The sequence below is a fragment of the Geodermatophilus sp. URMC 63 genome (genome assembly GCF_053502565.1).
Genome location: NZ_CP199956.1, coordinates 4,967,353 through 4,992,167 on the forward strand (window position 1 = coordinate 4,967,353; position 24,815 = coordinate 4,992,167).

A 24,815-nucleotide genomic window follows, 5' to 3' on the forward strand; every position below is an offset into this window, starting at 1 on the left:
ACCACCGCGCCACCTGATCGGGCGACCGCGGGTCAGCCGGTGCGCTCCTCGACCATGCGCGCCGAGACGCGCCGGATGCGGTCGGTCTGCCGCGAGACGACCACGTCGAGGACGCGGTTGACGGGGAAGACCTCGCCGAGCCGGGCCAGCCCCATGACCCGCGGGACGGCGACCGACCGCGACCAGTAGGACGTCAGGCAGCCGGCCACGCGGTCGGCGACCCGCTCGGTGGCGATGCCCGGGGTGAGCCGGCCGCGGGCGTCGGCGTCGGACCGCGGCGGGGACCCGTGACCGCGGGCCATCCACTCGGTGGCCACCGGTCCGGGCAGCACCGAGTGCACTCGGACGCCGCGCGCGGTCACCTCCCGGCGCAGGCCGGAGACGAAGCCCTGCACCCCCGCCTTGGTGGCCGAGTAGACCGTCAGCGGCGGCACCTGGGACAGCCCGGCCGAGGAGCTGACGACGAGCACGTCGCCGCGCCCGCGCTCGGCGGCGGACGCGAGCAGGTGCGGCAGCGCCAGCCGGGTCAGCTCGACCACGCCGGTGAGGTTGGTGGCCACCATGCCCTCGACGACCTCACCCGGGGTGTCCTCCACCAGCGCCGCGTACGCCAGCCCGGCGTCGAGGACGACGGCGTCGAGCCGCCCGTGCGCCTCGACCGAGCGCCGCACCAGCAGCTCGCGGTCGGTGCGGTCGGCGACGTCGGCGACCACCGGGGTGACCCCGGGCAGGCCGGCCACCGCCTCGGCCAGCCGGTCACCGTCGCGGGCGCAGGTGACCACCCGGGCCCCGGCGCCGGCGAGACGGGCCACGACGGCCCGGCCGATGCCGGCGCTGCCACCGGTGACGAGGACGACGCGATCACGCAGGTCTGTCATGGCCGCGCCCTACCCGGCGCGGCATCACATCGTGCACGGTGCATCGAATCCCGGCCCGCGGGGCATGGCGAGGTGCATGCAGCTGCCCGAGCCCCGGGGTCCCCTCACGGCCGCCCTCGCCGCGGACCTCCTCGCCGGTTCCGTCTCCCCGGACACCGTCGACCTCGCCGCCCGGATCGCGCAGGCCACGGCCGACCCGCTGCACGACGAGGACCTGCAGCTGGCGCTCGCCGTCTGCTACGAGCTGCACTACCGGGGCTTCGACGGCGTCGACGACGCGCTCGAGTGGGATCCCGCGCTGCTCACGCTGCGCGCCCACCTGGAGCGCCGGCACACCGCGGCGCTGCGGGAGCTCACCGGCTCCCCGGCGCCCACGGACGAGCCGGTCGACGTCCAGCTGGGCGCGCTCATCGCCGCCGACGACGGGCCCTCGCTGTCGCGGTACATGTCCCGGCACGGGACGGCCGAGCAGTGGCGCGAGTACCTGACCCTGCGGTCGGTGTACCACCTCAAGGAGGGCGACCCGCACACCTTCGCCATCCCGCGGCTGTCCGGGCGGGCGAAGGCGGCCATGGTCGAGATCCAGGCCGACGAGTACGGCGGCGGCGCTCCCGGGCGGATGCACAGCGAGCTGTTCGCCGGGATGATGCGCGACCTCGGCCTCGACGCCGGCTACGGCGCCCTGTGGGACGACGCCCCCGCCGTCGCCTTCACCGCCGTCAACACCATGTCGCTCTTCGGCCTGCACCGGCGCTGGCGCGCCGCGGCGCTGGGCCACCTTGCCTGCGTCGAGATGACGTCGTCGGAGCCCAGCCGGCGCTACTCGGCGGGGCTGCGCCGGCTCGGGCACGACGAGTCCACGACGGTGTTCTACGACGAGCACGTCGAGGCCGACGCCGTGCACGAGCAGATCGCCGCGGTGGACATGTGCGGGTCGCTCGTGGCCGAGGACCCTGCGCTGACCGCCGACGTCCTCTTCGGCGCCGCCTGCTCGCTCGCCCTCGACGGCCTGGCCGCCCGGTGGCTGCTCGGCGCCTGGGAGGCGGGGCGCTCGTCGCTGCGCGGGGTGCGCCCGCTGGCCGCCTGAGGGCGCTCCCCGCCACGCCCGCTCGGCCCCTCCGGGGGCACGCGGGCGGTGACGAGGAGGGGGTCCGCCTCCCCGCAGCGGGATCGTCCGGCATCCCGGCTGCAGATTCGGTCGTGCGCTGCCGATCATCCCGTCGCAGGACCGCGGGGCGATCCCCGGCGGTCCCCGACGACCGGAGGACTCCCATGTGGCGGCGACCCGACCCCGCTCCCCCGAGCGCACTCGCGCCCCCGCCGATGCCCCGGGACATCGAGACGCTGGAGGCCGTGGTCGCCGCCCTCGACGCCGGGGTGCGGACGGCGCTGGACGCCCACGTGGCAGTCGTCCGCACCCTCACCGAGGCCTGCGGCCTGGAGTACGGCGCGGTGTGGGCGCCCGCCGGCGACGGCTCGTTCACCCTCGCCCACGAGACCGGGCCCTGGGCGGCGGTCAGCGCGGGCTGGCCGGGCAGCGGCCGGCTCCCCGACGCGACCGGCGGCCGGGCGGTGCGCGAGCGGCGCGCCGTCCACCTGGACAGCGCCCCCGCCGCCCGGGGTGCCGACCCCCGCTGGCAGGCGGCCTGGGCCGCCGGCGCGCGGGAGGGCTGCTTCATCCCGGCCGTCGACGACGGCGTGGTCACCGCGGTCGTGGAGTACCACTCCACCCGGCAGCTGCCGTTCTTCGGCTCCCGGACGGAGAAGTGGGAGTCGATCCACCGGCTGTTCGCCGCCATGCGCGCGGCCGCCCTCGCCACGGCCGCGCAGCGGGAGACCGTCGACGACCGCCTCGCGGTCACCACCGTCGTCAAGCGCATGGGCGAGGCCAGCGACGAGTCGTCGGTCCTGCGCACCGCGCTGGAGACGGTGCGGACCACCTTCGGCTGGGCCTACGGCTCGTTCTGGGCACTCGACGAGGCCGAGGGCGTGCTGCGCTTCCGCACCGAGTCCGGCTCGGCCGGCGAGGAGTTCCGGCGGGTCACCCTGGGCGCCAGCTTCGCCGAGGGCGTCGGCCTGTCCGGGCGGGCCTGGCGCCAGCGCGACCTGGTGTTCGTGCGCGACCTGGCCGAGGTCACCGACTGCGTGCGCGCGCCCGCGGCCCAGCGGGCCGGTGTCCGGTCCGGGGTCTGCTTCCCGATCACCGCCGGCGGCCAGGTGATCGGCACGATGGACTTCTTCGTCACCGAGACCATCGACCTGTCCGACTCGCGGGCCTCGGCGCTGCGCAACGTGCAGCACCTGGTCTCCCAGCGGCTGGACGCGCTGCGCCGGGCCGAGGCCGACGCCCAGCGCTCGCGGGAGCTCCTCGACAGCGTCAACCGGCTCCGCGAGGCGGCGTCGGCGGCCGGCGAGGTGGCCGACAGCGCCGTCGCCCAGGCGTCGACCATGACCTCCGAGGTGGCGGCGCTCAGCGAGGCCTCGACGGCGATCGGCGAGGTCATCCGGATCATCTCCGGCATCGCCGACCAGACCAACCTGCTGGCGCTCAACGCCACCATCGAGGCCGCGCGGGCCGGCGAGGCCGGGCGCGGGTTCGCCGTCGTGGCCAGCGAGGTCAAGGACCTCGCCCGGGAGACCGCCGCGGCCACCCAGCGGGTGTCGGACCAGATCGCCGGCATCCAGGCCAGCAGCGAGCAGGTCACCGCCGGCATCCACACGACCAGCGAGGTGATCGGCCGGCTCGACGCGGTGCAGGCGCGGATCAACGACGTGCTTGAGGAGCAGGTCCGCATGGCCCGCGCCATCGACGCGCGCTCCTGACCCCAGGACCGTCCTGCCCCGAGGGGGTCCCCGCTCAGGCCGGGCGGTCGTGGCTGCGGATCGCCGCGGCCGGGCGCGGCCGACTCGGTGCGCTGGGCGCGGAGAAGCCCGAGCGCTTGTGGGTGCCGTCGCAGAAGGGCTTGATGCCGGACTTGCCGCAGCGGCACAGCGCCACCGTCCTGCGGCCCGGGTCGATCTCGGTGCCGTCCTGGTCGACCAGGCGGAAGTCGCCGCGCACGATCAGCGGCCCGTCCCGGTAGGGCGTGATCGTGGCACCGGGGCCCTCGGCGGGCAGGTCGTCGCGGTCGTCGTCGGCGGGCAGCGCTGAACTCACGCCCCCAGCGTGCCCCGCCGGCCCGGCCGGCACACGCCGCGGGCCTCCCGCTGCCGCGCGGGCGTCAGTCCCGCTCGCCCCAGCGCACCCACGACGCCGTCAGCGGGTGCTCCACCGCGAACTCGTCGGCGGCCGCCCGCCGCCGGGCCTCCGCGGTCCGGTGCGGGTGCTCGCGGTGGTGGACCCCCTCCGCGCAGCGGCTGTGGCTCAGGTAGTGCTGCAGCGCCGCCGCCGGGTCGATCCGCTTGCCGCGGGCGGCCACGTCGTGGCGGGCCTCCCACTCGCAGGCCAGCTTCTCGGCCGCGGACATGGACTCCGCACCTCCGATGCGCTCCGGTGGGCGGTGGACGGTGTCCGACATCGCGCTCTCCTCCCGGACACGGGAACCTGTCCCGATCGTCCTCCCGAACGGCCCCGGGTTCCAGCGCCCCGGGCACGTTCAGGCCTCGGGACGTCCGTAGAAGACGTGCTCGACCACCGCGCGGGCGCGCCGGGTGGTGCGCCGGTAGTCGTCGAGGAACTGCCCCGGGTCGGTGTCGGGGCCGTACCCGCTGGCCCGTGCGACACCGGCCAGCTCCAGGCCGGGCCGCGGCAGCTGGTCGCTGGGCCGGCCGCGGACGAGGAAGACCGCGTTGCGGGCCCGGCTGGCCAGCTCCCACGCCTCGCGCAGCGCCTGCGCCTGCTCCTCGGCGAGCAGCCCGTGCCCGGGCAGCGCGGCGAGGACGTCGACCGTCGAGGGGCGGCGCAGCGCCGGCACCGCGGCGGCGTGCTGCAGCTGCAGCAGCTGGACGGTCCACTCGACGTCGGCCAGCCCGCCGCGGCCCAGCTTGGTGTGGGTGGCCGGGTCGGCGCCGCGGGGCAGCCGCTCCCGCTCGACCCGCGCCTTGATCCGGCGGATCTCGGCCACCTGCGCGTCGGTCAGCCCGCCCTCCGGGTAGCGCAGCGGGTCGACCAGCTCGATGAACGCCGCGCCCAGTTCGGGGCTGCCGGCCACCGGGGTCGCGCGCAGCAGCGCCTGCACCTCCCACACCGACACCCAGCGCTCGTAGTACTCCCGGAAGGCCTCGAGGCTGCGCACCAGCGCACCCTGGCGGCCCTCGGGGCGCAGGTCGGCGTCGACCTCGAACGCCGGGTCGGGCGCCGGCTCACCGAGCAGGCGGCGCAGCGTGTGGGCGACGGCGTTGGCCGCCTGGGTGGCCCGTCCCTCCTCCGCGCCGGCCCGCGCGCGGTGCACGAAGAGCACGTCGGCGTCGGAGCCGTAGCCCATCTCCCCGCCGCCGAGCCGGCCCATGCCGATGACGGCCAGCTCCATCGGCACCTCGTCGGGGGCCAGGCCGGCCTCCCGCGCCCAGGCGCGGACGGCGACGTCGAGGCCGGCCTGCAGCGTGGCGACGGCGACGGCGGTGAGCGCCTCCCCCACCCGGACGACGTCGAGGCGGCCCAGCAGGTCGGCGGCGGCGATCCGCAGCAGCTCGGTGCGGCGCAGGGCGCGCAGCACGCGGATGCCGGCCTGCGGGTCGGGCGCGCGCCCGGCCGCGGCCCGCCACGCGCCGGCCAGCGCCTCGGCGCCGCGCGGCTCGAGCTCGGCGTCGTCGGCGAGGATGCGCAGCGCCTCGGGAGTGCGGGTGAGCAGCGCGGCCACGTACTGGCTGGAGCCGAGCAGCCGGGCCAGCCGCTCGGCCACCCGGCCCTCGTCGCGCAGCAGCCGCAGGTACCACTGGTTGCCGCCGAGGGCCTCGCTCACCTGCCGGTAGGCCAGCAGGCCGGCGTCGGGGTCGGCGCAGTCGGCGAGCGTCTGCAGCACCACCGGCAGCAGGTACCTCTGCATCGACGCCGACCGGGACAGCCCGCCCGACAGCGCCGCCATGTGCCGCAGCGCGCCCTGCGGGTCGGCGAAGCCGAGCGCCCGCAGCCAGTCACCGGCAGCAGCCGACCCCAGCTGCGCGGCCTCGGCCGGCACCTTGGCCACCGCCGAGAGCAGCGGACGGTAGAAGAGCTTCTCGTGCAGCCGGCGCACCTCGCGGGTGTGCAGGGCCAGCTCGGCGCGCAGGACGTCGACGGCGTCGCCGCGGGAGTCGGGCTTGTAGCCCATCGAGCGGGCCAGCCAGCGCAGCTGCTGCTCGTCGGTGGGCAGCAGGTGGGTGCGCCGCAGCCGCAGCAGCTGCAGCCGGTGCTCGACGGTGCGCAGGAAGCGGTAGGAGGCGATGAGGGTGGCGCCGTCGTCGCGGCCGACGTAGCCGCCGTCGACCAGCGCCGACAGCGCCGGCAGGGTGCCGCCGACCCGCAGCCGGACGTCGACCCTGCCGTGCACCAGCTGCAGCAGCTGGACGGCGAACTCGACGTCGCGCAGCCCGCCGCGGCCGAGCTTGAGCTCCCGCTCGGCCTGCGCGGGCGGGATGTTCTCCTCGACCCGGCGGCGCATGGCCTGCACCTCGCCGACGAAGCCGGGCCGCTCGCCGGCCTGCCACACCAGGGGGAACAGCTCGTCGACGTAGCCGCGGCCCAGGTCGGGGTCGCCGGCCACCGGGCGCATCTTCAGCAGCGCCTGGAACTCCCAGGTGCTGGCCCACTGCCGGTAGTAGGCCGCGTGGTTGGCCAGCGTGCGCACCAGCGCGCCGGCCTTGCCCTCGGGCCGGAGCGCGGCGTCGACCTCCCAGGCGGCCTCGTGGCAGATGCGCATGAGGGCGGCGGCCACGCGGGTGGCGCTCTGCACCGCCGGCGCCTCCGGGTCGCTGGGGTCGACCGGCTCGGCCACGAAGACGACGTCGACGTCGCTGACGTAGTTGAGCTCCCGGCCGCCGGTCTTGCCCAGGGCGATGACCGCCAGCCGGCACGGCGCGGCGCTCGCGGGCTGCTCGGCGACGGCGACGGCCAGCGCGGCGGAGAGGACCGCGGCGGCGATGTCGGCGAGCTCGGCGGCGACGTCCTCGGCCGAGAGGCCCTCGCCGAGGTCGCGGCCGGCCAGGCTCAGCACCGCCCGCCGGTAGCCCAGCCGCAGGGCGGCCACCCGCTGCGGCGAGGCGTCGGGCGCGGCCCTCCCCAGCCGCACGCCCCACGGCGGGTCGTCGGGGTCGGCGCCGACGGCGAGCAGCAGCTGCCGCTCGAGCGCCTGCGCGGTGGGCCGGACGGGGCCGCGGCTGTCGGAGTCCAGGACGGTCCAGTCGCCGGGGTGGGCGGCCAGGTGGTCGGCGAGGCCGGCGCTCGCGCCCAGCACCGCCAGCAGCCGGCTGCGCAGCAGCGCCGAGCCGCGCAGACGGGCCAGCAGTCCCGCGGCCGAGCTGCCGGTGGGGTCGGCGGCGTCGAGCGCCTCGATCAGGCGCGACAGCGAGCGGACGGCGAGGTCGGGGTCGCCGGCGCGGGCGAGCGCGGAGACGACCGGGGCGGCCTCGGGGTCGGCGGGCTCGTTGCGGTCGAGGTCCCACAGCCCCAGCGCCGGGTCCGACAGCAGGAGCGCGGCCCGCTCGGCGTCGAGGAACCCGAAGCGGGCCAGCCGCACCCGCGCTCGCCAGGGCACCTCGCGGGTCGTCGACACGCCCTCACACCCTCGTCGTGCTCGCGGCGCGCACCAGGTCGGCGAAGCGCCCGGCGAAGGGCGCCCACACCTCCTCGAGGTCGGGGTGCACCGCGGCGGCCCGCGCGGTGACGGTCGCCGCGTCGAACGGCGTGGACGCGACGCCGACGACGTCGCGTTCGGCCCACTCCGCGACGATCTCCGGCGTCGTCTCGATGTGGAACTGCAGGCCGTAGACGTGCCGGCCCACCCGGAAGGCCTGGTGCGGGTAGGCGGGGTTGCTGGCCAGCAGCGTCGCCCCGGGTGGGAGCTCGGCGATCTCGTCGTGGTGGAACTGGATCACGTCCGGCGACAGCGGCAGCGGGCCGAAGAGCGGATCGGAGGCCGCGGTGTCCCGCTTGGCGACGAGGGTGGCCCCCACCTCGGGTCCGTCGACGCCCGGGCGCACGCGGCCGCCGCCGACCTCGGCGAGCAGCTGGGCGCCCAGGCAGACGGCCAGGGTGGGGAGGTCGTCGCGCAGGGCCTTGGCCAGCACGCGCCGGACGCCGACGAGTTCCGGGCTGGTCCCCGCGTCGTCGGTCGCCGACTGCGGGCCGCCCAGGACGAGCAGCCCGTCGACGCCGTCGAGCGTCTCCGGGAGGTCGTCGCCGGCGCCGAGCCGGCGCTCGTCGAGCTCGAGTCCGGCCTGCGTCAGCCAGTCGCCCAGCCGGGCGGGCGGATCGGTCTCGTGCGGGACGACGACGAGCAGACGGGCCACGCGCCGAGGTTAGTTCCCCGCAGCAGGTGACTGGTCGGACCGGCCTCGTCGCAGGGGCCCGCGCCGAGCCTGCGAGGTGCAGGAGGCGACGAGGTCCTCCATCACAGACCGGGCAGGTAGCGCTTGAGCTCGAAGGGCGTGACGTTCCGCCGGTAGGAGTTGAACTCCTCCCACTTGTTGCGCAGGAAGAACTCGAAGACGTGCTCGCCGAGGGTCTCGGCCACCAGCTCGCTGCCCTGCATCGCGGTCAGCGCCTCGCCGAGGCTGACCGGCAGGTCCTCGTAGCCGGCGGCGCGGCGCTCGGTGTCGGTGAGCGACCAGACGTCGTCCTCGGCCTCGGGCGGGAGCTCGTAGCCCTTCTCGATGCCGCGCAGCCCGGCGGCGAGGATCACCGCGAAGGTCAGGTAGGGGTTGCAGGCGGAGTCCGGCGAGCGCACCTCGACCCGCGCCGACTGGCCCTTGTTCGGCTTGTACGAGGGCAGCCGCACCAGCGCCGAGCGGTTGGCCCGGCCCCAGGTGGCCGCCGTCGGCGCCTCGGTGCCGGCCAGCAGGCGGCGGTAGGAGTTGACCGTCTGGTTGGTGACGGCGGTGTACTCGCGGGCGTGGGTGAGCAACCCGGCGACGAACTGGCGGCCGGTCGCCGACAGCCGGGTCGGGTCGGCCGCGTCGTGGAAGGCGTTGCGGTCGCCCTCGAACAGCGACACGTGCGTGTGCATCGCCGACCCGGCCAGGTCGGTGAACGGCTTGGGCATGAAGGTGGCGTGCACGCCCTGTGCGAGCGCGACCTCCCGGACGACGTGCCGCAGCGTCATGATGTTGTCGGCCATCGACAGCGCGTCGGCGTAGCGCAGGTCGATCTCCTGCTGGCCGGGCGCGACCTCGTGGTGGCTGAACTCCACCGAGATGCCCATCGCCTCCAGCGCGAAGACCGCCTCCCGCCGGAAGTCGTGCGCCACGTTGTGCGTGGAGAGGTCGAAGTAGCCGCCGGTGTCGGCCGGCCGGGGCGGTGAGCCGTCGGCGGGGAGGTCCTCGAGCAGGAAGAACTCGACCTCGGGGTGGGTGTAGAAGGTGAAGCCCATGTCGGCGGCCTTCGACAGCGCCCGGCGCAGCACGTGCCGGGGGTCGGCCCACGACGGCGACCCGTCGGGCAGCGTGATGTCGCAGAACATCCGCGCCGTGTCGCTGGGCCGCCCGCTGCTGGAGGGCATCACCTGGAAGGTGCCCGGGTCGGGCTTGGCGAGCATGTCGGACTCGTAGACCCGCGCGAAGCCCTCGATCGCCGAGCCGTCGAAGCCGATGCCCTCGGCGAACGCCGCCTCGATCTCCGCCGGGGCGACGGCGACCGCCTTGAGGTAACCGGAGACGTCGGTGAACCACAGCCGCACGAAGCGGATGTCGCGTTCCTCGAGGGTGCGCAGGACGAACTCCTGCTGTCGGTCCATGCTAGCCATGATCGGGTCCGCTCGTTTCCGGGGTGTGACGTCGCCACACAGCCTGCCCGGTCGGGGCGCCGGGCACACCGGGAGGGCGCCCCCGTGTCGCCCCCCCGGACCGGCCGGTCGCGGGTGTCAGGCGGCGAGCGCCGCGAGCGGGACCGCGGGGTCGGTCAGCCGGTCGACCGCGACCTGCCGTCCCGACCGGACGAGGGCCTGGATCGGCTCCGTGACGTCCCAGACGCCGACGTTCATCCCGGCCTGCACGCGCCCCTCGTGCACCCAGAACGCGACGAACTCCCGCGACCCGACGTCGCCGCGGCAGACCACCGTCGCCTGCGGCGAGGCCAGCCCCGAGTACTCCATCCCGAGGTCGTACTGGTCGGTGGAGGAGTAGGGCACGCGGTCGTGCACCACCTCCTGGCCCAGCATCGACCGCGCCGCGGCCGGGCCGCCGTGCAGCGCGTTCGCCCAGTGCTCGACGCGCAGGTGCCGGCCGTACAGCGGGGAGTAGGACCGGGCGACGTCGCCGGCCGCGAACACGTCGGCAGCCGAGGTGCGCAGTGCCGCGTCGGTGAGGACGCCGCCGTCGACCCCGATCCCGGCCGCCTCCGCCAGGGCGGTGTCGGGCACCGCGCCGACCCCGACGAGCACCAGGTCGGCGGCGATCTCGGCACCGCCGTCGGTGAGCACCGCGGCGACCCGCCCGCCGGACCCGCGGAGCTCGCGGACGCCCGTGCCGGTGCGCAGGTCGACGCCGTGCTCCCGGTGCAGCCGGGCGAAGACCTCCCCCATCCGCGGTCCGAGCACCGCGTGCAGCGGGGTGGGCCGCGGTTCGACCACGGTCACCGCGTTGCCGTGGTGGCGGGCGACCGCGGCGACCTCCAGCCCGATCCACCCCGCCCCCACGACCACGACCCGCCGTCCGCCGCCGGGAGGTCGGCGCGCAGCCGGTCGGCATCGGCCAGGGTCCGCAGGTGCCGCACGCCCTCGAGATCGGCGCCCGGGACGGACAGCCGCCGGGCCGACGACCCGGTGGCCAGCAGCAGCCGGCTGAAGGGCAGCTCCTCCCCGTGTCCAGGGCCACCCGGTGGCCGGCCACGTCGAGGCGGGTGGCCCGCGTCCCCGTGCGCAGCTCCAGCCCGTGGGCCCCGTACCAGGCCTCGTCGTGCACCTGGGCGCTCGCGAGCTCCGCGGTGCCGAGGAGGTAGCCCTTCGACAGCGGCGGGCGCTCGTAGGGCGGCTCGGGCTCGGCCGCGACGAGCACGACCGGCCCGTCGAAGCCCTCCTCCCGCAGGGTCGCGGCGGCCGTGGCACCGGCGAGCCCCCCTGCCGACGACCACGATCGGCGCCTGGGTGTCCACGTCCGACTCCCCTCAGCAGGCCGTGCCGGTCAGGGCGAGGAACTCCTGGCGGGAGCGGGCGTCCTCGCGCAGCAGACCGTGCAGCGCGGAGGTGATGGTGCGCGACCCGCTCGCCCGGACCCCGCGCAGCGACGTGCACTGGTGCTCCGCCGCGACGACCACGCCGACGCCGCGCGGGGCCAGGTCGTCCTGCAGCCAGTCGGCGACCTGCTGGGTGAGCCGCTCCTGCACCTGCAGGTCGCGCGCGAACAGCTCGAGCACCCGGGCGAGCTCGGACAGTCCGAGGAGACGCTCCCCCGGCAGGTACCCGATCGAGGCGACCCCGGTGAAGGGCAGGAGGTGGTGCTCGCACAGCGACTGCACGGGGATCGCGGTGACGACGACCATCTCGTCGTAGCCCTCGTCGTTCGGGAACGTGGTCAGCTCGAAGGCCCGGCCGGTGAGCAGCTCGGCGTAGGCGGCGGCGACGCGGCGGGGCGTCTCGGCCGGGTGGGGGTCGGCCGGGTCGCGGCCGAGGGCCCGCAGCAAGGCGGCGACGGCCCGCTCGGCGGCGGGCAGGTCGACCGGGGCGCGGTCGCCGACGACGTGCAGCCGGTCCCGGCTCCCGCGCGGCGCGGTCACCGGCTCCGGGGCGCTCACCGCCGCACCTCCGCGCCGCCGCGGGCCGACGGCGCGTACCGCACGGCGAGGCGCGCCAGGGCCACCGCGCCGGCGAGCAGGCCGAGGTCGCGCAGCGCGACGTCGTAGGCACCGGGACCGGTGACCAGGTCGACGACGATCCCGGCCAGCCAGGCCGCGACGACCCACGCCCCGATCCGGGGGGCGACGGCGACGAGCACGCCGGCGAGGACCTCCACCACCCCGACGGCGTACATCGCCTGCTGCGCCGTGCCGGGGACGATCGCGTCGATCCACCCGGCGAGGTAGCGCGGCCAGTCGGTGAGCAGGTTCGTGAACTTGTCGAGCCCGAAGACGACCGGCGCGACGGTGAAGGTGGTGCGCAGCAGGAGGAACGCCTGCCGGCCGGGGTCGGCGGCGACGGAGGGAGGGGTCGGGTGCGCGTGGGTGGTCATGGTGGCCTCCTCTAAAACCAATGACGGTTGTCAGTAGAGACCTGGGCCATCCCGCTGTCAATCGCCCGGCGTGCCGCTCCCGTCGGGTCCGCCGGTGGCCTCCAGCCGCACGCAGCAGGCGCCGGGGACGGGCTGCAGCCGGGCGGTCAGGTCACCGACCCCGGCGCCGTCGAGCACCCCCTCGAGCAGCTGCAGGTTCATGCCGCAGACCAGCTCGGTGTGTTCGCGCGCCAGGGTGTGGAAGGGGCAGTTGGCGAGGGCGATCCCGCCGCCGTCGACGCGCGGCTCGTACCCGCGGGCCTCCAGCACGCGCAGCACGGCCTCGCGCCCCCCGGCCCCGTCGACGGCGGCCCCGAGCTCCCGCCCCCGCGCGCGGGCGCGCCGGTCCAGGACGACCCCCGGCCGCTCACCGGACCGCTCGGCCTCGACCACGGCCGCGGCGAGGAGCTCGCCGGCCAGGTCGTAGCGGCGTTCCGGCAGCGACACGGTCACCGAGCACGCCGACCGCCGGTAGAGCTTCGCCGGACGCCCCGCGCCGGGACCGCTGCGTCCCGTCCGCCGCTCGTAGTGGACGTCGAGCAGGCCGTCGTCGACGAGCCGGTCGAGGTGGAAGGCCGCCGTCGCCCGCGGGACGCCGACGGCGGCGGCCACCTCTTCCCGCCCGACCGCCTCCGGCTGGCGGACGACGTGGTCGTAGAGCCGGCGCCGGGTGGGCTCGGCCAGGGCGGCGACGGCGGCGACCTGGTCGGCGTGGGCGTCCACGCGCGGATCCTAGGTCGAACGCACGTTCGTCACACGGTTCCGGACTCGGCCGCGGGCACCGCTGCGCCCCAGTGCGGCGGGGTGAGCGCCGCGTCGAGGCGGCGCAGCTCGTCGCGGTGCAGGGCGCTGAGCCGGTCGAGGACCTGCTCGCCCTGGGCGGTGAGCAGGATCCGCACGGAGCGGGCGTCGTCGGGGTTGGCCGCCCGGGTGACGAGGTCCTGGCCCTGGGCCCGGTCGACCAGCTCGACGACGCTGTGGTGGCGCAGCTGCAGCCGCTCGGCCAGCTCCCGGATCGTGGCCCACTCCCGGTCGGGGAAGCCCTTGAGCGCCAGGAGCAGCTGGTACTGCTGCGGGGTCAGCCCGTGCCGGCGGACGGTGACCTCGCTGAAGCGCAGGTAGCGGCGGATGCCGAACCGGAACCGGGCGAGCGCCTCGAACTCCTGCTTGGTCAGCGGCGCACCGGCGGGTGCGCCGTCCTCCGCGGCCACCGCCTCATTCGACCACGCACGTGCCGCGCGCGGAGCCGGTCCACCGCCGGAGTATCGCGTTACGATGCACATGCCGGTGCGGATCGCCCCGAGGAGGCGCTCGTGCTCAGTGACGCCGAACAGCGGGCCGTGCAGGAGCTGGAGTCCGTGCTGATGTCGGACCCGGCCTTCGCCCGCGCCGTCACCCCCGTCGTGCGCCGCCTGCACGGGGTGGCCGCCCCCGTCGTCGTCGGCGTCGCCGCCACCGGCGGTTCCGCGCCGGCCCTCGAGTGGGCGGCCGCGGAGGCGGCCGGGCAGGGGCGCCCCCTGCGGATCGTGCACGCCTTCTGCGCGCCGGTGGTGCTCGACCCGCTCGGCGTGGTCCCCGCGGCCGACAGTCTGCCCGCCCAGCAGGCGGCGGCCGGGCGGCTCGTCCGTGCCGCGATGGCGCGGGTCCGGTCGATCGCCCCGGGGGTCGAGGTCTCCGCCGGCATCGTCCGGGGCTCCCCCCGCCGCGTCCTCCTGCGCGAGAGCCGGGACGCCGCGCTGCTCGTCCTGGGGTCTGAGTGGCAGGGGTGCCGGTGGCAGGGTGGCCGGCGACCGGGCCTGGCGCACCTCCTGCACGGGTCGCTGGCCGCCCGCGTGACCGCCGGCGCGGGCTGCCCCGTCGCGGTCGTGCGCCCGCCCGCGCCGGCCGCCGCGGACCTCGGGCCGCCCCGGGTCGTCGTGGGCGTCGACGGCCTCCGGCACTCCGACGCCGCCGTCGGGTTCGCCTTCCGGGCCGCCGCCCGGCGCGGCACCGCCGTCACCGCCGTCCACGCGTGGACGGCGGACTGCCCGGCCGACCTGGAGGCGGTGACCGCTCCCCTGGTGACCACCGAGACCGCGGCGCACGCGCTCGTCGACGACGCCGTCGCGAGGTGGCGGGAGCTGTACCCGGACGTGCCGGTGGGCACCGAGGTGGTGCGCCGCGACCCGGCCGCCGCGCTGATCACGCGGTCCGCGGGCGCCGCGCTCGTCGTCGTCGGGTCGCGGGGCCGGCGGGCGGGGCTGGGCGCCGTGTTCGGCTCGGTGAGCCGTGCCGTGGTGGTCGGGGCCGCCGGTCCGGTCGCCGTGGTGCACCGCGGCACCGAGCCGTCCCCGTCGGGGGCCTACCGGTGGGCCAGCAGGTAGTCCCGCAGCGCCACCGCGCTGTTGCGCTCCTCGTCGCGGGCGCTGTAGAGCAGGACGACGGGCCCGGCGCGGGCCGCGTCGAGCAGCGGCTGCCAGGCCCCGGGGGCGGCGTCGAGCTCCGCGGTGTAGCGCCGGCGGAACTCCTCCCAGCGATCGGGGTCGTGGCCGAACCACCGGCGCAGCGGCGTGCTCGGCGCCACGTCGCGCACCCACTCGTTGAGCTGCAGGTCCTCGCGGCGGACACCCCGGGGCCACAGGCGCTCCACGAGGAACCGCCGTCCTCCGGGCAGGGACGCGCGGTCGTACACCCGCCCCACGTGGATGGCGCCCACCCGAGCCTCCTCAGGTCGCGCGGGCGGCGCCGGGACCGGGTCCGCCCGTCGGCACCAGCGTGGCGGGGACGCGCCCCGGCCGGGAGCCCCAGTGGTGGCGGCGTCCGCGGTCGCGTCCCCGCCGGAGCGCCCTGCGCCGGGCACGTCGTCCCCGTGCCCGCACCGCACCGAACGGGACGACGGAGGCCGAGATGGACGTCATCCTGGTGGTCCTGGCGATCGTGCTCGCGGGGCTGCTGCTCCTGGCCGGGGCGAGCGTCCGCGTCGTCACCCAGCTCGAGCGGGGCGTGGTGCTCCGCTTCGGGCGGTTGCGCGGCGAGCCCCGGACGCCCGGGCTCACGCTCATCGCCCCGCTCGCCGACCGCATGCACAAGGTGAACGTGCAGGTCGTCACCATGCCCGTCCCGGCCCAGGAGGGGATCACCCGGGACAACGTCACCGTCAAGGTCGACGCGGTCGTCTACTACCGGGTGTTCGACCCGGTGCGGGTCGTCGTCGACGTGCAGAACTACCAGGCGGCGATCGCGCAGGTCGCCCAGGCGTCGCTGCGGTCGATCATCGGCAAGAGCGACCTCGACGACCTGCTCTCCAACCGCGAGCGGCTCAACCAGGGCCTGGAGCTGATGCTGGACAACCCCGCCGTCGACTGGGGCGTCCACATCGACCGCGTCGACATCAAGGACGTCGCGCTGCCCGAGTCGATGAAGCGGTCGATGTCCCGGCAGGCCGAGGCCGAGCGGGAACGCCGGTCCCGGGTGATCACCGCCGAGGGCGAGCTGCAGGCGTCGCAGACGCTGGCGCAGGCGGCCTCGGTGATGGCCGCCGAGCCGGCCGCGCTGCAGCTGCGCCTGCTGCAGACCGTGGTGGAGGTGGCCGCGGAGAAGAACTCGACGCTCGTCCTGCCCTTCCCGGTCGAGCTGCTGCGCTTCCTGGAGCACGCCACGCCCCCGCCCGCTCCGCACGCCGCCGCCCCGGCGGAGCTCCCCGTCCCGCGGCCCGCGGCCGACGCCGTGCCGGCACCGGCCGACGACCGCTGAGCCCACCTGCAGGACGACGCCCCCGTGGGTGTCGTGCCACTCCCGGTGGCGCGCGCCCCGGGGTGACGGCGACCCCGGTCACGCCGGGCCGGTCACCGGGTGGGATCCAGGGCCGCCGTGCCCGGTCTGGCCGGTCCCCGGACCCGGTTGTTGGATGGTCCCGTGACCGTGCAGCTGAGAGTCGCGATGGCCCAGGTCGACACCCGCGTCGGCGACCTGGAGGGCAACGCCGCGCTGGTCGTCGAGTGGGCGGCGAGGGCCGCCGGCGAGGGCGCGCACCTGGTCGTCTTCCCCGAGATGACGCTCACCGGGTACCCGGCCGAGGACCTGGTGCTGCGCGAGTCGTTCGCCGCCGCCAGCGAGCAGGCCCTGGTCGACCTGGCGGCCACGCTCGACCAGCGCGGGCTGGGCGACCTCGCCGTCGTCGTCGGGTACCTGGCGCACACCCACGGGCCGGCGCCGGCCGCCGTCGACACCCCGCCGGCCGCCGACGGGTCCGACGACGAGCGGCCCGGCGACGCCAACCCCCGCCGCGGCCAGCCCCGCAACGCCGCCGCCCTGCTGCACGGCGGGAGGGTGGTGGGCCGCTACGCCAAGCGGCACCTGCCCAACTACGGCGTCTTCGACGAGGCCCGCTACTTCGTGCCCGGCTCCGAGCTGCAGGTGGTGCGCCTGCACGGCGTCGACGTCGCGCTGACCATCTGCGAGGACCTGTGGGTCGAGGGCGGGCCGTGCGGCGTCGCGGGACAGGCCGGCGTCGACCTCGTCGTCTCCCCCAACGCCTCCCCCTACGAGCGGGCCAAGGACGACCTGCGGCTGCCGCTGGTGCGCCGCCGCGCCGCCGAGGCCGGCGCCCCGATCGTGTACTGCAACCAGGTCGGCGGGCAGGACGAGCTGGTCTTCGACGGCGACTCGCTGGCCGTCTCCGCCGACGGCGAGTTGCTCGCCCGGGCGCCGCAGTTCGTCGAGCACCTGCTCTGCGTCGACCTCACCCTCGACCCGGCGCGGGTGCCCGAGCGGCGGGAGGGACGGGTCGGGCCGATGACGGTCACCCGCACCGTCGTCTCCGAGGAGCCGGCTCCGGCGTTCGAGCCGCGCCCCGGGCACGTGGCCGACCCGCTGGGCGACTGCGAGGAGGTCTGGCGCGCGCTGGTCCTGGGGCTGCGCGACTTCATCGACAAGAACGGCTTCCCCTCCGTCGTCTTCGGCCTCTCCGGCGGCATCGACTCCGCGCTGGTGGCCGCGCTGTCGGTCGACGCGCTGGGCGCCGACCGGGTGCACGCCGTCGCCCTGCCCTCGCGGTGGTCCTCGGAGCACTCGATCGCCGACGCCGAGGACAGCGCGCGGCGGCTGGGCCTGCACTTCTCCACGGTGCCGATCGCGCCGGTGGTCGACGCGTTCGAGTCGCAGGTGGAGCTGTCGGGCACGGCGGCGGAGAACCTGCAGGCGCGGGTGCGCGGCACGCTGCTCATGGGGCTGTCCAACCAGCACGGGCACCTGCTGCTGGCCACCAGCAACAAGAGCGAGGTCGCCGTCGGGTACTCCACCCTCTACGGCGACGCCGCGGGCGGGTTCGCGCCGATCAAGGACGTGCCCAAGACGCTGGTGTGGGAGCTGTCCCGCTGGCGCAACGCGCACGCCCGCGACCGCGGCGAGACCGAGCCGATCCCGCAGAACTCCATCGACAAGCCGCCGTCGGCGGAGCTCGCGCCCGGGCAGAAGGACAGCGACTCGCTGCCCTCCTACGAGGAGCTCGACGCGGTGATCGCCGACTACGTCGACCGCGACCTCGGCATGGCCCAGCTGCTCGAGCGCGGCCACGACCCCGAGGTGGTGGCGCGGGTGCTGCGGCTGGTCGACGTCGCGGAGTTCAAGCGCCGCCAGTCGGCGCCGGGGACCAAGATCAGCCTCAAGGCGTTCGGCCGCGACCGGCGCCTGCCCGTCACCAACCGCTGGCGGGAGAGCCTGCCCAGCGTCCGGGAAGGAGCCCAGGCGTGAGCGAGTCGGTGCTCTACGGCGGGACGTCGACCGCGCGGGTGCGCATCCACCACCTGCGGCAGGCCAAGGAGCGCGGCGAGAAGTGGGCGATGCTCACCGCCTACGACACCTACGCGGCCGCGGTGTTCGAGGAGGCCGGCATCCCGGTCCTGCTGGTGGGCGACTCGGCCGGCAACGTCGTCCTCGGGCACACCTCCACGGTTCCGGTCACCGTCGAGGACCTGCTGCTCATGACGAAGGCGGTCACCCGTTCGACGAAGCGCGCGCTGGTCGTGGCCGACCTGCCCTTCGGCAGCTATGAGGCCTCGCCGGAGCAGGCGTTCGCCACCGCCGTCCGGATGATGAAGGAGGGCGGCGCGCAGGCGGTCAAGCTCGAGGGCGGGGTGCGGGTGGCGCCGCAGATCCGGCTGCTGGTCGACAACGGCGTCCCGGTGATGGCGCACGTCGGGTTCACGCCGCAGAGCGAGCACGCCCTCGGCGGCTTCCGGGTGCAGGGCCGCGGTGCGGGTGCCGAGCAGCTGCTCGCCGACGCGCGCGCCGTCCAGGACGCCGGGGCGTTCGCCGTCGTCCTGGAGATGGTGCCGGCCGAGATCGCCGCGCAGGTGACCAAGGAGCTGGCCATCCCGACCATCGGCATCGGCGCCGGCGTCGACTGCGACGCGCAGGTGCTGGTGTGGCCGGACATGGCCGGGCTCACCGGCGGCCGGGTCCCGAGGTTCGTCAAGAAGTACGCCGACCTGCGCGGTGAGCTGCTGCACGCGGCCCGCGAGTACGCCGACGAGGTCCGCAGCGGGGCCTTCCCCGGTCCCGAGCACTCCTTCGAGTAGCCGACCGGGGCCCTACCCTCCGGTCGTGCGCTCCTGGTCCCGAGCCGTCCGCCCCGACGAGGAGCCGGTGGCGGTGCTGCTGCCCGAGCCGCTCCCCGGCGACGTGCGCGCGCTGCTGTCCACGACTGCTACGTCGAGGCGGTGCGGCTCGTGCGCCGGCGCACCCAGCTGACCCTGCTGCCGGCCGTGCTGGCCGTCAACGCCGTCCGGGACGCGGCGCCGGAGGACTGACCCAGTCGGTTGCCGTCCTCGGTCCAGGGGCGTGCGCCCGGGGGCGGCCACGGGCCCTGGCCCCCCGGAGCGCGCGCACGGTCAGCAGGCCATAGCCGAGGGCGTTGAGGCCACCGGCGACGACGTACATGCCGAGCTGCGTCGTGGTCGCCCGGACGTCGAGCCCCAGCGGGCCGAACAGGACGTGCCCGAGGAAGCCGCCGTCGTAGGGCGCTCTCCCCGCCCGCTCCCGCAGCGCGAGCTCGAGCGTGGTCAGCGGACACGGGGCGCCGGCCAGGTTCACGGCCAGGACGGCGAGCGCCACCGGCGCGTGCGCCAGCAGCAGGTGGGGCCACCGGAGCGCCAGCAGGGCACCGGTGAGCATGAACAGCACGACGGCCGCGTGCAGGACCGCGACCGCGTCCGCGAGCAGCACGGCGTCCATCCTCGTGCCTTACGAGCCCACGGTGTGCGCTTCCGCCGCGTTCCGGGCCGTGGAACCGGGCGTCGGCGCACACCGTTGGGTCCCGGCACTGACGGACGCGGTCGGCCAGGACCGGATCAGCCCTCGGTCGGGTCACCGAGGAGTCGGCGGAACTGCGAGGCAGCGACGTCGCCCGCCGCCTCGACCACCTTGCCCACGACGGGGTGGACGACCAGCCCGGTGACGGCACCGGCCAGCTTCGGCAGGTTGTTGGCGAACCAGCTCCAGACGGACTGGAGCCTCGTCAGATCGGGCTCTGTCCCGACGACGCCCTGCTCCAGCTCGTCGACCCGTTGCAGAGCGGCGGCCTGCTCCTCCGGCGGCGCCTCGGCGCGGATCCGCGCCCTGACCTGCTCGACTGCACGGCGCAGCTCGGCGAGGTCCGCCTCGGTGACGGCCGGCGCCTGCTGCGAGCTGCGCGTGTAGTGCTGCTCGATGTCCCGGCCGACGGCGACCTGGCCGCCCTCACTCACCGAGCCGCCGATGTGCACCTGGTAGTCGTCTCCGGATCCGCGGTCGACGCTCACGGCTCATTTCCTCCACAGCTCTTGGTCCTACTTCTCGGCTCCCGGTCCGGCGGAGTGCCTCGCGCCTCTCGACGACGTCGTACAGCGGGTCTACGAGCGCGTCGCACATCCGAGGACGGGAGCCCTGGGGCCGCCACGGCAACCAGCCCTTCGGCGTCCGCACCCAGACCGATGACGTCCTGGCACTCCTGCGCGCTCTCGTTCAACACCTGTCCATTCGGACACGTGCACACGCCCTGCGCGTTCCGAACCTGGTCGTCAATCTCGCACGGTGGATAGGTGCAGGTGTTGGTCGCAGGATCCCGCTCCTGCGGCGCCGTGCACTGCACCGGCGGCGTGGTGCACGGACCCGACCCCGTCCGCTCCTGCCCCTCCGGACACGGCGGCAGCGTGCAGGTGTTCGTCGCAGGATCCCGCTCCTGCGGCGCCGTGCACTGCACCGGCGGCGTGGTGCACGGACCCGACCCCGTCCGCTCCTGCCCCTCCGGACACGGCGGCAGCGTGCAGGTATTGGTCGCAGGATCCCGCTCCTGCGGCGCCGTGCACTGCACCGGCGGCGTGGTGCACGGACCCGACCCCGTCCGCTCCTGCCCCTCCGGACACGGCGGCAGCGTGCAGGTATTGGTCGCAGGATCCCGCTCCTGCGGCGCCGTGCACTGCACCGGCGGCGTGGTGCACGGACCCGACCCCGTCCGCTCCTGCCCCTCCGGACACGGCGGCAGCGTGCAGGTGTTCGTCGCAGGATCCCGCTCCTGCGGCGCCGTGCACTGCACCGGCGGCGTGGTGCACGGACCCGACCCCGTCCGCTCCTGCCCCTCCGGACACGGCGGCAGCGTGCAGGTGTTCGTCGCAGGATCCCGCTCCTGACCCGACGGACACATGATGGGCGTCGGCGTGCACACACCGTCGGCGTTCTGCTCCTGGCCCGTCGGACATGCCGCTGCCACCAGAGGAACGACGACCTCCAGGTCAACGGCGCTGCCTGCCGGGACGCCAGTCCCCGCTCCCGGGTGGCTGGCGTCGACCTCGGGCACCATGACGCCCTGACGAGGGTCTTCGCTGACCTCGCCGACCCGCAGGCCGGTGCTCAGGAGCCGATCGGCCGCCTCGGACGGGCTCAGGCCCACCACGTCGGGCACGAGCACCACGGGCGGGCCGCTCGAGACCCGCAGGTCGACGGGGCTCCCCGCGGCAGCAGGCACCCCCGGGCGCGGCGACTGGTCGGCCACCGCACCCGCCGGGATGTCGGGGTGCTCGACCTCCTCGAGGGTGCCCGTCGCGAGCCCGGCTGCGGCGAGCTCGCGCTGCGCCTGTGCCAACGGCAGCCCGATGACGTCCGGCACCAGCGGTGTGTCGGACCTGGTGCCGACGCCGCTGAGCGCCACCGCCGTGTCGGGGAACCCCTGCGCCGTGAGGAGCAGGACCCCCGAGTGCTCTCCTGCGGCCATCGGCGCGAAGCTCACCGCGACCGAGCACGATGCGCCCGGCGCGACAGCGGCACCGGCGCACTGCCCGGCGTCCAGACGGAACGCCCCGGCGACGCCCGTGACGGCACTGGACACGAGCTGGAGTGGACGGTCGGCCCGGTTCGTCACCACGACGGCCTGCGCAGGACTGACGTCGCCAACGAGCACCTGCGAGAACTCCAGGAACCGGGGCGAGACGTCAGGTGCAGCAGTGGGGGGGGCGGCACCGGAACCGCTCATCGGCACCGCGGGCCCGTCGCCGCCGAAGAGCAGCTGAGCCGCCCGGAGCCCGGTCGTCACGGGGGTGAAGACCACCTCCACGACGCAGTCCTGACCCGGCTCGAGGGCGGCCGGACACGCGGCCTGGGTGACGGCGAAGTCGGGCGAGCCCGCGACGGACACGGTGGAGACGTCCAGGGGCACGTCCGCGGAGTTGGTCAGCACGACCTGCTGCCGGGGGGAGGGACTGCTCACCGGCTGGTCCCCGAAGTCCAGCGCCCGCGGCTCGACGCGGAAGGCGGGGTGCGACGGCGGCTCGGCGCCCGTCCCGGTGAGCGGGATCGCGAGCCCGGGGACCCCCTCGGGTCCGGGCAGGGTGAGCAGCCCCTGCCGCCGTCCCTGGTCGCCCGGCGTGAACCGGACGCCGATCGTGCACGTGGTGCCGGGCACGAGCTGGGCCCCCGAGCAGTCGTCGCCCTCGACGACGAAGTCGGCGGCATCCAGACCCGACAGCGCTGCCGTCCCGAGGACCACCGGCCCACCCGGCGGTCCGGTGACGGTCACCAGTCGCCGGTCGCCGGCCTCGTTGAGCGGTTGCTCGCCGAAGGTGAGCTCCGTCGGCTCAGCGGTCATCGACGACCCGTCCGGTTCCGTGCTGGTACCCGACAGCGTCGCGGACGGGTCCTCGGTCATCTCCCGGACGTCGACCGTCAGCGACGCCGCGCGGGGTCCGGCGCCCGTCGGGACGAAGACGACGTCCGCGCTGCAGCTCCCACCGGCCGGGATCTCCCGGTTGCGGCAGGTGCTCGCGGTGACGACGAACTCCGAGTGGTTCGCACCCGACGTCGGGAAGGCGTCGAGGTGGATCGGCGTCGTGCCGGTGTTCCGCGCGGTCAGGGTCCGCGACTCGCTCGCGTGACTGACCGCCGCTGTCCCGAACGACAGCGCCCGGTGGTCGAGCGCCACCGCAGCGGCCGCCGAACCCCCTGATCCGAAGATGACCAGCCCGGCGACGAGAGCCGGGACGACGATCAGCGAGGCACAGACGACCAGTACCTTGGCCGAGATCGGGGGGAGGGCGGCGCCCACGTGGGCCCCTGAGGAGTGCGCGGCCGTCGCACCGCTGTGTCCCTGGTGCGTCACGACGCCGCCGTCGTCCCCGGACACCGCGGACCCGTCGTGGTCCCCGTGTCCCTGGGGATCGTGCTGCTCGTCGGGGGGCGGCGGCGGAGGCGCCAGGACCAGGGAGAGGTTGTGCTGGGTGACCTCGGCCGCGGCGAAGGCGCCGACGGCCCTGCGCAGGTCCAGGGCATCGCGCAGCAGATCCCTCGCCGTGGCCGTGTCCCCCACGCAGAGAGCTCGGGTACCGAGCTGGTGCAGGGCGAGGGCCTCGGCCGGCCGGTCACCCAGTGCGCGGGCGGCCGTCAACCGGTGCTCCGCGACCTCGCGCCAGGCGTCCCAGCGGCCGCTCAGCGAGTAGGCCGCGTCGAGGAGGAGGCCGAGGGTGAGCACGTACCGCCACTCGCGGTGCCGTGCGGCGTCGGCGTGGACGGCGCGCAGCGGCTCGGCAGGTGCTCCGGGGGCGAGGATCGTGTCGCTGCGCTGCTCCGCCAGGTCCAGGAAGTACCGGCGCACCTCCTCGCGTCGTTGCTCCATCTGCCAGAGCAGGGGTGGTCCCAGCTCGACCCCCTCGGCCAGACCGTAGGTGGTGCGTGCGCCGCTGTTCGCGGGAGGGGCGGACGCGGACACGAGCCCCCGGGCCACGAGCCGGTCGACCCGCTCCTGGACGTCGTGCGCCCCGGTGATGGCCGACAGCTCCCCGACGCCGAGTTGGATCCCGGGGACCGCGGCGAGCAGCCCGAGGAGCCGCACGTCTTCGACGGAGTCGACCGGGATCGGTGGGGCTCCCGAGACCGCGGCGCTCGCGGCGAACTCCGCCAGCGTGCCGTCGGAGGTCCGTGCGGCAGCGGCGAGCCGCAACAGGCCGGCCGGGGATCCACGGACGAGGTCGCACAGCGTGTCGATCGCCGGTTGCTCCTCCGCAGGGATCGAGCGGCCCAAGGCATGGCCGACCAGCTCGCGTGCGGCCTCGCCGCGCAGTCCGGTGAGCTCGATGGCCAGCGCCTCGCCGACGCTCGGGGCGGAGGCGGTCGTGAGGACGAACCCGCACCGCGGGGCGTAATCCTCGACGTCGGCGATGTCGTCGTCCGACAGCTCGACGTCGTCGAGGAGGAGGGCCGCACGGACGTCCTGCAAGAGGTGCCGCAGCTCGCCGGGGGACGGCTTCACGGGGATGTCGGAGGAGTAGAAGACGTCGAACAGGACCTTCAGCAGGTCATCGTGCGAGTACCCGCGGGCCGAGAGGTGGGCCATCCCCCCGCACGCGTCGGCGATCGGCAGCTGGTGCGCGAGGGAGCGCAGCAGCGTGGACTTCCCCATGCCGGCCGGGCCGTACAGCTCGACCGGCGTCTGGGTGGAGAGGGCCTCGACCGCGCGCTCCGTCTCCTGCCGCCGCCCGACGAGGAAGGCGGGCCGGCGGGGCACCAGACTGACCGGGACCGGCCGCGGGCGGATGTTGGCCCTGGCGTCTGCGGGCAGGACGGTCACCAGGTTGCCGAGCACCGTGTCCACCCGCATCTGCACGATGTGCGAACCGACGGCCAGCTGTCCGCTGACGTCGCCGCCCACGGACACGCTGGTACGGATCACCCCGGCCGGCCCACCCGTCCCGTCGGTGGGGCCGGTGGACCCGTCCCCGGCAGGCTGCGCCATCGCTTCCCCCCAACAGGACCACTCCGTCGACCGTGGGAAGGCGCCGACGCGGCCGGTGACACCCGCTGCACGGGCTCGCGGCCGTCCGACCCCTCCACCGGGTCGCCTCCAGCAGGGATCCACCTCCTGGAGTGGGTGGTCTCGTCGTCGATGTCAGGACACGGTTCGTCGGCCGGACCCTAGGAAGCCGCCGTCACCAACTCGTCACCGTTCCGGGACGGGCCGGGTCCCCCGGTGGTCGACGAGGCGAACGTCGGGGCCCTCCCGGACTCGAGCAGTCCGTCGATCATGGCCGGACCGGTTCAGGTGGTGCACCGGTGGCGCGGGCCGAGCCGACTGTGTGCGCTTCCGCCTCGTTCCGGGCCGTG

22 protein-coding genes and 1 pseudogene are annotated in these 24,815 nt (G+C 75.6%); 7 read left to right on the plus strand and 16 right to left on the minus strand.

Features of this window, described 5'->3' with window-relative positions:
* Positions 1-32: 32 nt before the first annotated feature.
* A complete protein-coding gene (locus ACWIZO_RS24105; RefSeq protein WP_448640121.1) occupies positions 33-878 on the minus strand; it encodes an SDR family oxidoreductase in 846 nt (281 codons plus the stop codon).
* Positions 879-954: 76 nt separating this feature from the next.
* Between ACWIZO_RS24105 and ACWIZO_RS24110 the strand changes: the two genes are divergently transcribed.
* On the plus strand, positions 955-1,965 hold the full coding sequence (locus ACWIZO_RS24110; protein ID WP_448640122.1) for an iron-containing redox enzyme family protein: 1,011 nt from the start codon (positions 955-957) through the stop codon (positions 1,963-1,965).
* Positions 1,966-2,201: 236 nt separating this feature from the next.
* Complete coding sequence (locus ACWIZO_RS24115; protein WP_448640123.1) at positions 2,202-3,701, plus strand: methyl-accepting chemotaxis protein; 1,500 nt, start codon at positions 2,202-2,204, stop codon at positions 3,699-3,701.
* Between the two features lie 34 nt (positions 3,702-3,735).
* Here ACWIZO_RS24115 and ACWIZO_RS24120 read toward each other — a convergent pair whose 3' ends face one another.
* The 11 genes and pseudogenes from ACWIZO_RS24120 to ACWIZO_RS24170 form a co-directional block, all read right to left on the minus strand.
* Positions 3,736-4,035, minus strand: a complete 300-nt coding sequence (locus ACWIZO_RS24120) for a CDGSH iron-sulfur domain-containing protein (RefSeq protein WP_448640124.1) — start codon at positions 4,033-4,035, stop codon at positions 3,736-3,738.
* A 64-nt stretch (positions 4,036-4,099) separates the two neighbouring features.
* Positions 4,100-4,396 carry a hypothetical protein gene (locus ACWIZO_RS24125; protein WP_448640125.1) on the minus strand — a complete coding sequence of 99 codons (297 nt, stop codon included), beginning with the start codon at positions 4,394-4,396 and terminating at the stop codon, positions 4,100-4,102.
* A 78-nt stretch (positions 4,397-4,474) separates the two neighbouring features.
* On the minus strand, positions 4,475-7,567 hold the full coding sequence (locus ACWIZO_RS24130) for a bifunctional [glutamine synthetase] adenylyltransferase/[glutamine synthetase]-adenylyl-L-tyrosine phosphorylase (protein ID WP_448640126.1): 3,093 nt from the start codon (positions 7,565-7,567) through the stop codon (positions 4,475-4,477).
* Between the two features lie 4 nt (positions 7,568-7,571).
* On the minus strand, positions 7,572-8,303 hold the full coding sequence (locus ACWIZO_RS24135; protein ID WP_448640127.1) for a type 1 glutamine amidotransferase: 732 nt from the start codon (positions 8,301-8,303) through the stop codon (positions 7,572-7,574).
* Between the two features lie 101 nt (positions 8,304-8,404).
* Positions 8,405-9,745: a glutamine synthetase family protein gene (locus ACWIZO_RS24140; RefSeq protein WP_448640128.1), complete on the minus strand. Its 1,341-nt coding sequence runs from the start codon at positions 9,743-9,745 to the stop codon at positions 8,405-8,407.
* A 126-nt stretch (positions 9,746-9,871) separates the two neighbouring features.
* Entirely contained in the window at positions 9,872-10,168 is a 297-nt protein-coding gene (locus ACWIZO_RS24145; RefSeq protein WP_448642995.1) for an oxidoreductase C-terminal domain-containing protein, read from the minus strand.
* An 81-nt stretch (positions 10,169-10,249) separates the two neighbouring features.
* Positions 10,250-11,100 (minus strand): annotated as a pseudogene (locus ACWIZO_RS24150) (NAD(P)/FAD-dependent oxidoreductase); the annotation flags it as partial.
* 12 nt (positions 11,101-11,112) lie between these two features.
* Positions 11,113-11,739, minus strand: coding sequence for a GTP cyclohydrolase I (gene folE, locus ACWIZO_RS24155; RefSeq protein WP_448640129.1), 627 nt, complete (start codon positions 11,737-11,739; stop codon positions 11,113-11,115).
* Positions 11,736-12,173 carry a hypothetical protein gene (locus tag ACWIZO_RS24160; RefSeq protein WP_448640130.1) on the minus strand — a complete coding sequence of 146 codons (438 nt, stop codon included), beginning with the start codon at positions 12,171-12,173 and terminating at the stop codon, positions 11,736-11,738. Before ACWIZO_RS24160 ends, folE begins: the two co-directional genes overlap by 4 nt.
* A gap of 57 nt (positions 12,174-12,230) precedes the next feature.
* Positions 12,231-12,935: a helix-turn-helix transcriptional regulator gene (locus ACWIZO_RS24165; protein ID WP_448640131.1), complete on the minus strand. Its 705-nt coding sequence runs from the start codon at positions 12,933-12,935 to the stop codon at positions 12,231-12,233.
* A gap of 29 nt (positions 12,936-12,964) precedes the next feature.
* A complete protein-coding gene (locus ACWIZO_RS24170; protein ID WP_448640132.1) occupies positions 12,965-13,423 on the minus strand; it encodes a MarR family winged helix-turn-helix transcriptional regulator in 459 nt (152 codons plus the stop codon).
* Positions 13,424-13,525: 102 nt separating this feature from the next.
* Between ACWIZO_RS24170 and ACWIZO_RS24175 the strand changes: the two genes are divergently transcribed.
* Positions 13,526-14,575: a universal stress protein gene (locus tag ACWIZO_RS24175; RefSeq protein ID WP_448640133.1), complete on the plus strand. Its 1,050-nt coding sequence runs from the start codon at positions 13,526-13,528 to the stop codon at positions 14,573-14,575.
* Here ACWIZO_RS24175 and ACWIZO_RS24180 read toward each other — a convergent pair.
* On the minus strand, positions 14,554-14,907 hold the full coding sequence (locus tag ACWIZO_RS24180) for a DUF488 domain-containing protein (protein ID WP_448640134.1): 354 nt from the start codon (positions 14,905-14,907) through the stop codon (positions 14,554-14,556). The genes ACWIZO_RS24175 and ACWIZO_RS24180 overlap by 22 nt on opposite strands.
* Positions 14,908-15,098: 191 nt before the next feature.
* Between ACWIZO_RS24180 and ACWIZO_RS24185 the strand changes: the two genes are divergently transcribed.
* The 4 genes from ACWIZO_RS24185 (at position 15,099) to ACWIZO_RS24200 (ending at position 18,941) form a co-directional block, all read left to right on the plus strand.
* Entirely contained in the window at positions 15,099-15,944 is an 846-nt protein-coding gene (locus ACWIZO_RS24185; RefSeq protein WP_448640135.1) for a slipin family protein, read from the plus strand.
* A gap of 162 nt (positions 15,945-16,106) precedes the next feature.
* The gene (locus ACWIZO_RS24190; protein WP_448640136.1) at positions 16,107-17,942 is read left to right on the plus strand and encodes an NAD+ synthase; all 1,836 of its coding nucleotides are present in this window, start codon (positions 16,107-16,109) and stop codon (positions 17,940-17,942) included.
* Positions 17,939-18,769, plus strand: a complete 831-nt coding sequence (gene panB / locus ACWIZO_RS24195; RefSeq protein ID WP_448640137.1) for a 3-methyl-2-oxobutanoate hydroxymethyltransferase — start codon at positions 17,939-17,941, stop codon at positions 18,767-18,769. The genes ACWIZO_RS24190 and panB overlap by 4 nt, the downstream gene beginning before the upstream one ends.
* A gap of 25 nt (positions 18,770-18,794) precedes the next feature.
* Complete coding sequence (locus tag ACWIZO_RS24200; RefSeq protein WP_448640138.1) at positions 18,795-18,941, plus strand: hypothetical protein; 147 nt, start codon at positions 18,795-18,797, stop codon at positions 18,939-18,941.
* Between the two features lie 24 nt (positions 18,942-18,965).
* Here ACWIZO_RS24200 and ACWIZO_RS24205 read toward each other — a convergent pair whose 3' ends face one another.
* The 3 genes from ACWIZO_RS24205 to ACWIZO_RS24215 all read right to left on the minus strand — a co-directional run bounded on the left by ACWIZO_RS24205 (position 18,966) and on the right by ACWIZO_RS24215 (position 24,384).
* The gene (locus ACWIZO_RS24205; RefSeq protein ID WP_448640139.1) at positions 18,966-19,415 is read right to left on the minus strand and encodes a DUF2784 domain-containing protein; all 450 of its coding nucleotides are present in this window, start codon (positions 19,413-19,415) and stop codon (positions 18,966-18,968) included.
* 125 nt (positions 19,416-19,540) lie between these two features.
* The gene (locus ACWIZO_RS24210; RefSeq protein WP_448640140.1) at positions 19,541-19,990 is read right to left on the minus strand and encodes a hypothetical protein; all 450 of its coding nucleotides are present in this window, start codon (positions 19,988-19,990) and stop codon (positions 19,541-19,543) included.
* Positions 19,987-24,384 carry a choice-of-anchor D domain-containing protein gene (locus ACWIZO_RS24215; protein ID WP_448640141.1) on the minus strand — a complete coding sequence of 1,466 codons (4,398 nt, stop codon included), beginning with the start codon at positions 24,382-24,384 and terminating at the stop codon, positions 19,987-19,989. The genes ACWIZO_RS24210 and ACWIZO_RS24215 overlap by 4 nt, the downstream gene beginning before the upstream one ends.
* Positions 24,385-24,815: the final 431 nt, after the last annotated feature.

Bases quoted from the DNA above. Each gene is read 5' to 3' on its own strand.
- ACWIZO_RS24105 (WP_448640121.1), bottom strand. From the start codon at position 878: ATGACAGACCTGCGTGATCGCGTCGTCCTCGTCACCGGTGGCAGCGCC.
- ACWIZO_RS24110 (WP_448640122.1), top strand. From the start codon at position 955: ATGCAGCTGCCCGAGCCCCGGGGTCCCCTCACGGCCGCCCTCGCCGCG.
- ACWIZO_RS24115 (WP_448640123.1), top strand. From the start codon at position 2,202: ATGCCCCGGGACATCGAGACGCTGGAGGCCGTGGTCGCCGCCCTCGAC.
- ACWIZO_RS24125 (WP_448640125.1), bottom strand. From the start codon at position 4,396: ATGTCGGACACCGTCCACCGCCCACCGGAGCGCATCGGAGGTGCGGAG.
- ACWIZO_RS24140 (WP_448640128.1), bottom strand. From the start codon at position 9,745: ATGGACCGACAGCAGGAGTTCGTCCTGCGCACCCTCGAGGAACGCGAC.
- ACWIZO_RS24145 (WP_448642995.1), bottom strand. From the start codon at position 10,168: ATGCTGGGCCAGGAGGTGGTGCACGACCGCGTGCCCTACTCCTCCACC.
- ACWIZO_RS24160 (WP_448640130.1), bottom strand. From the start codon at position 12,173: ATGACCACCCACGCGCACCCGACCCCTCCCTCCGTCGCCGCCGACCCC.
- ACWIZO_RS24185 (WP_448640135.1), top strand. From the start codon at position 15,099: ATGGACGTCATCCTGGTGGTCCTGGCGATCGTGCTCGCGGGGCTGCTG.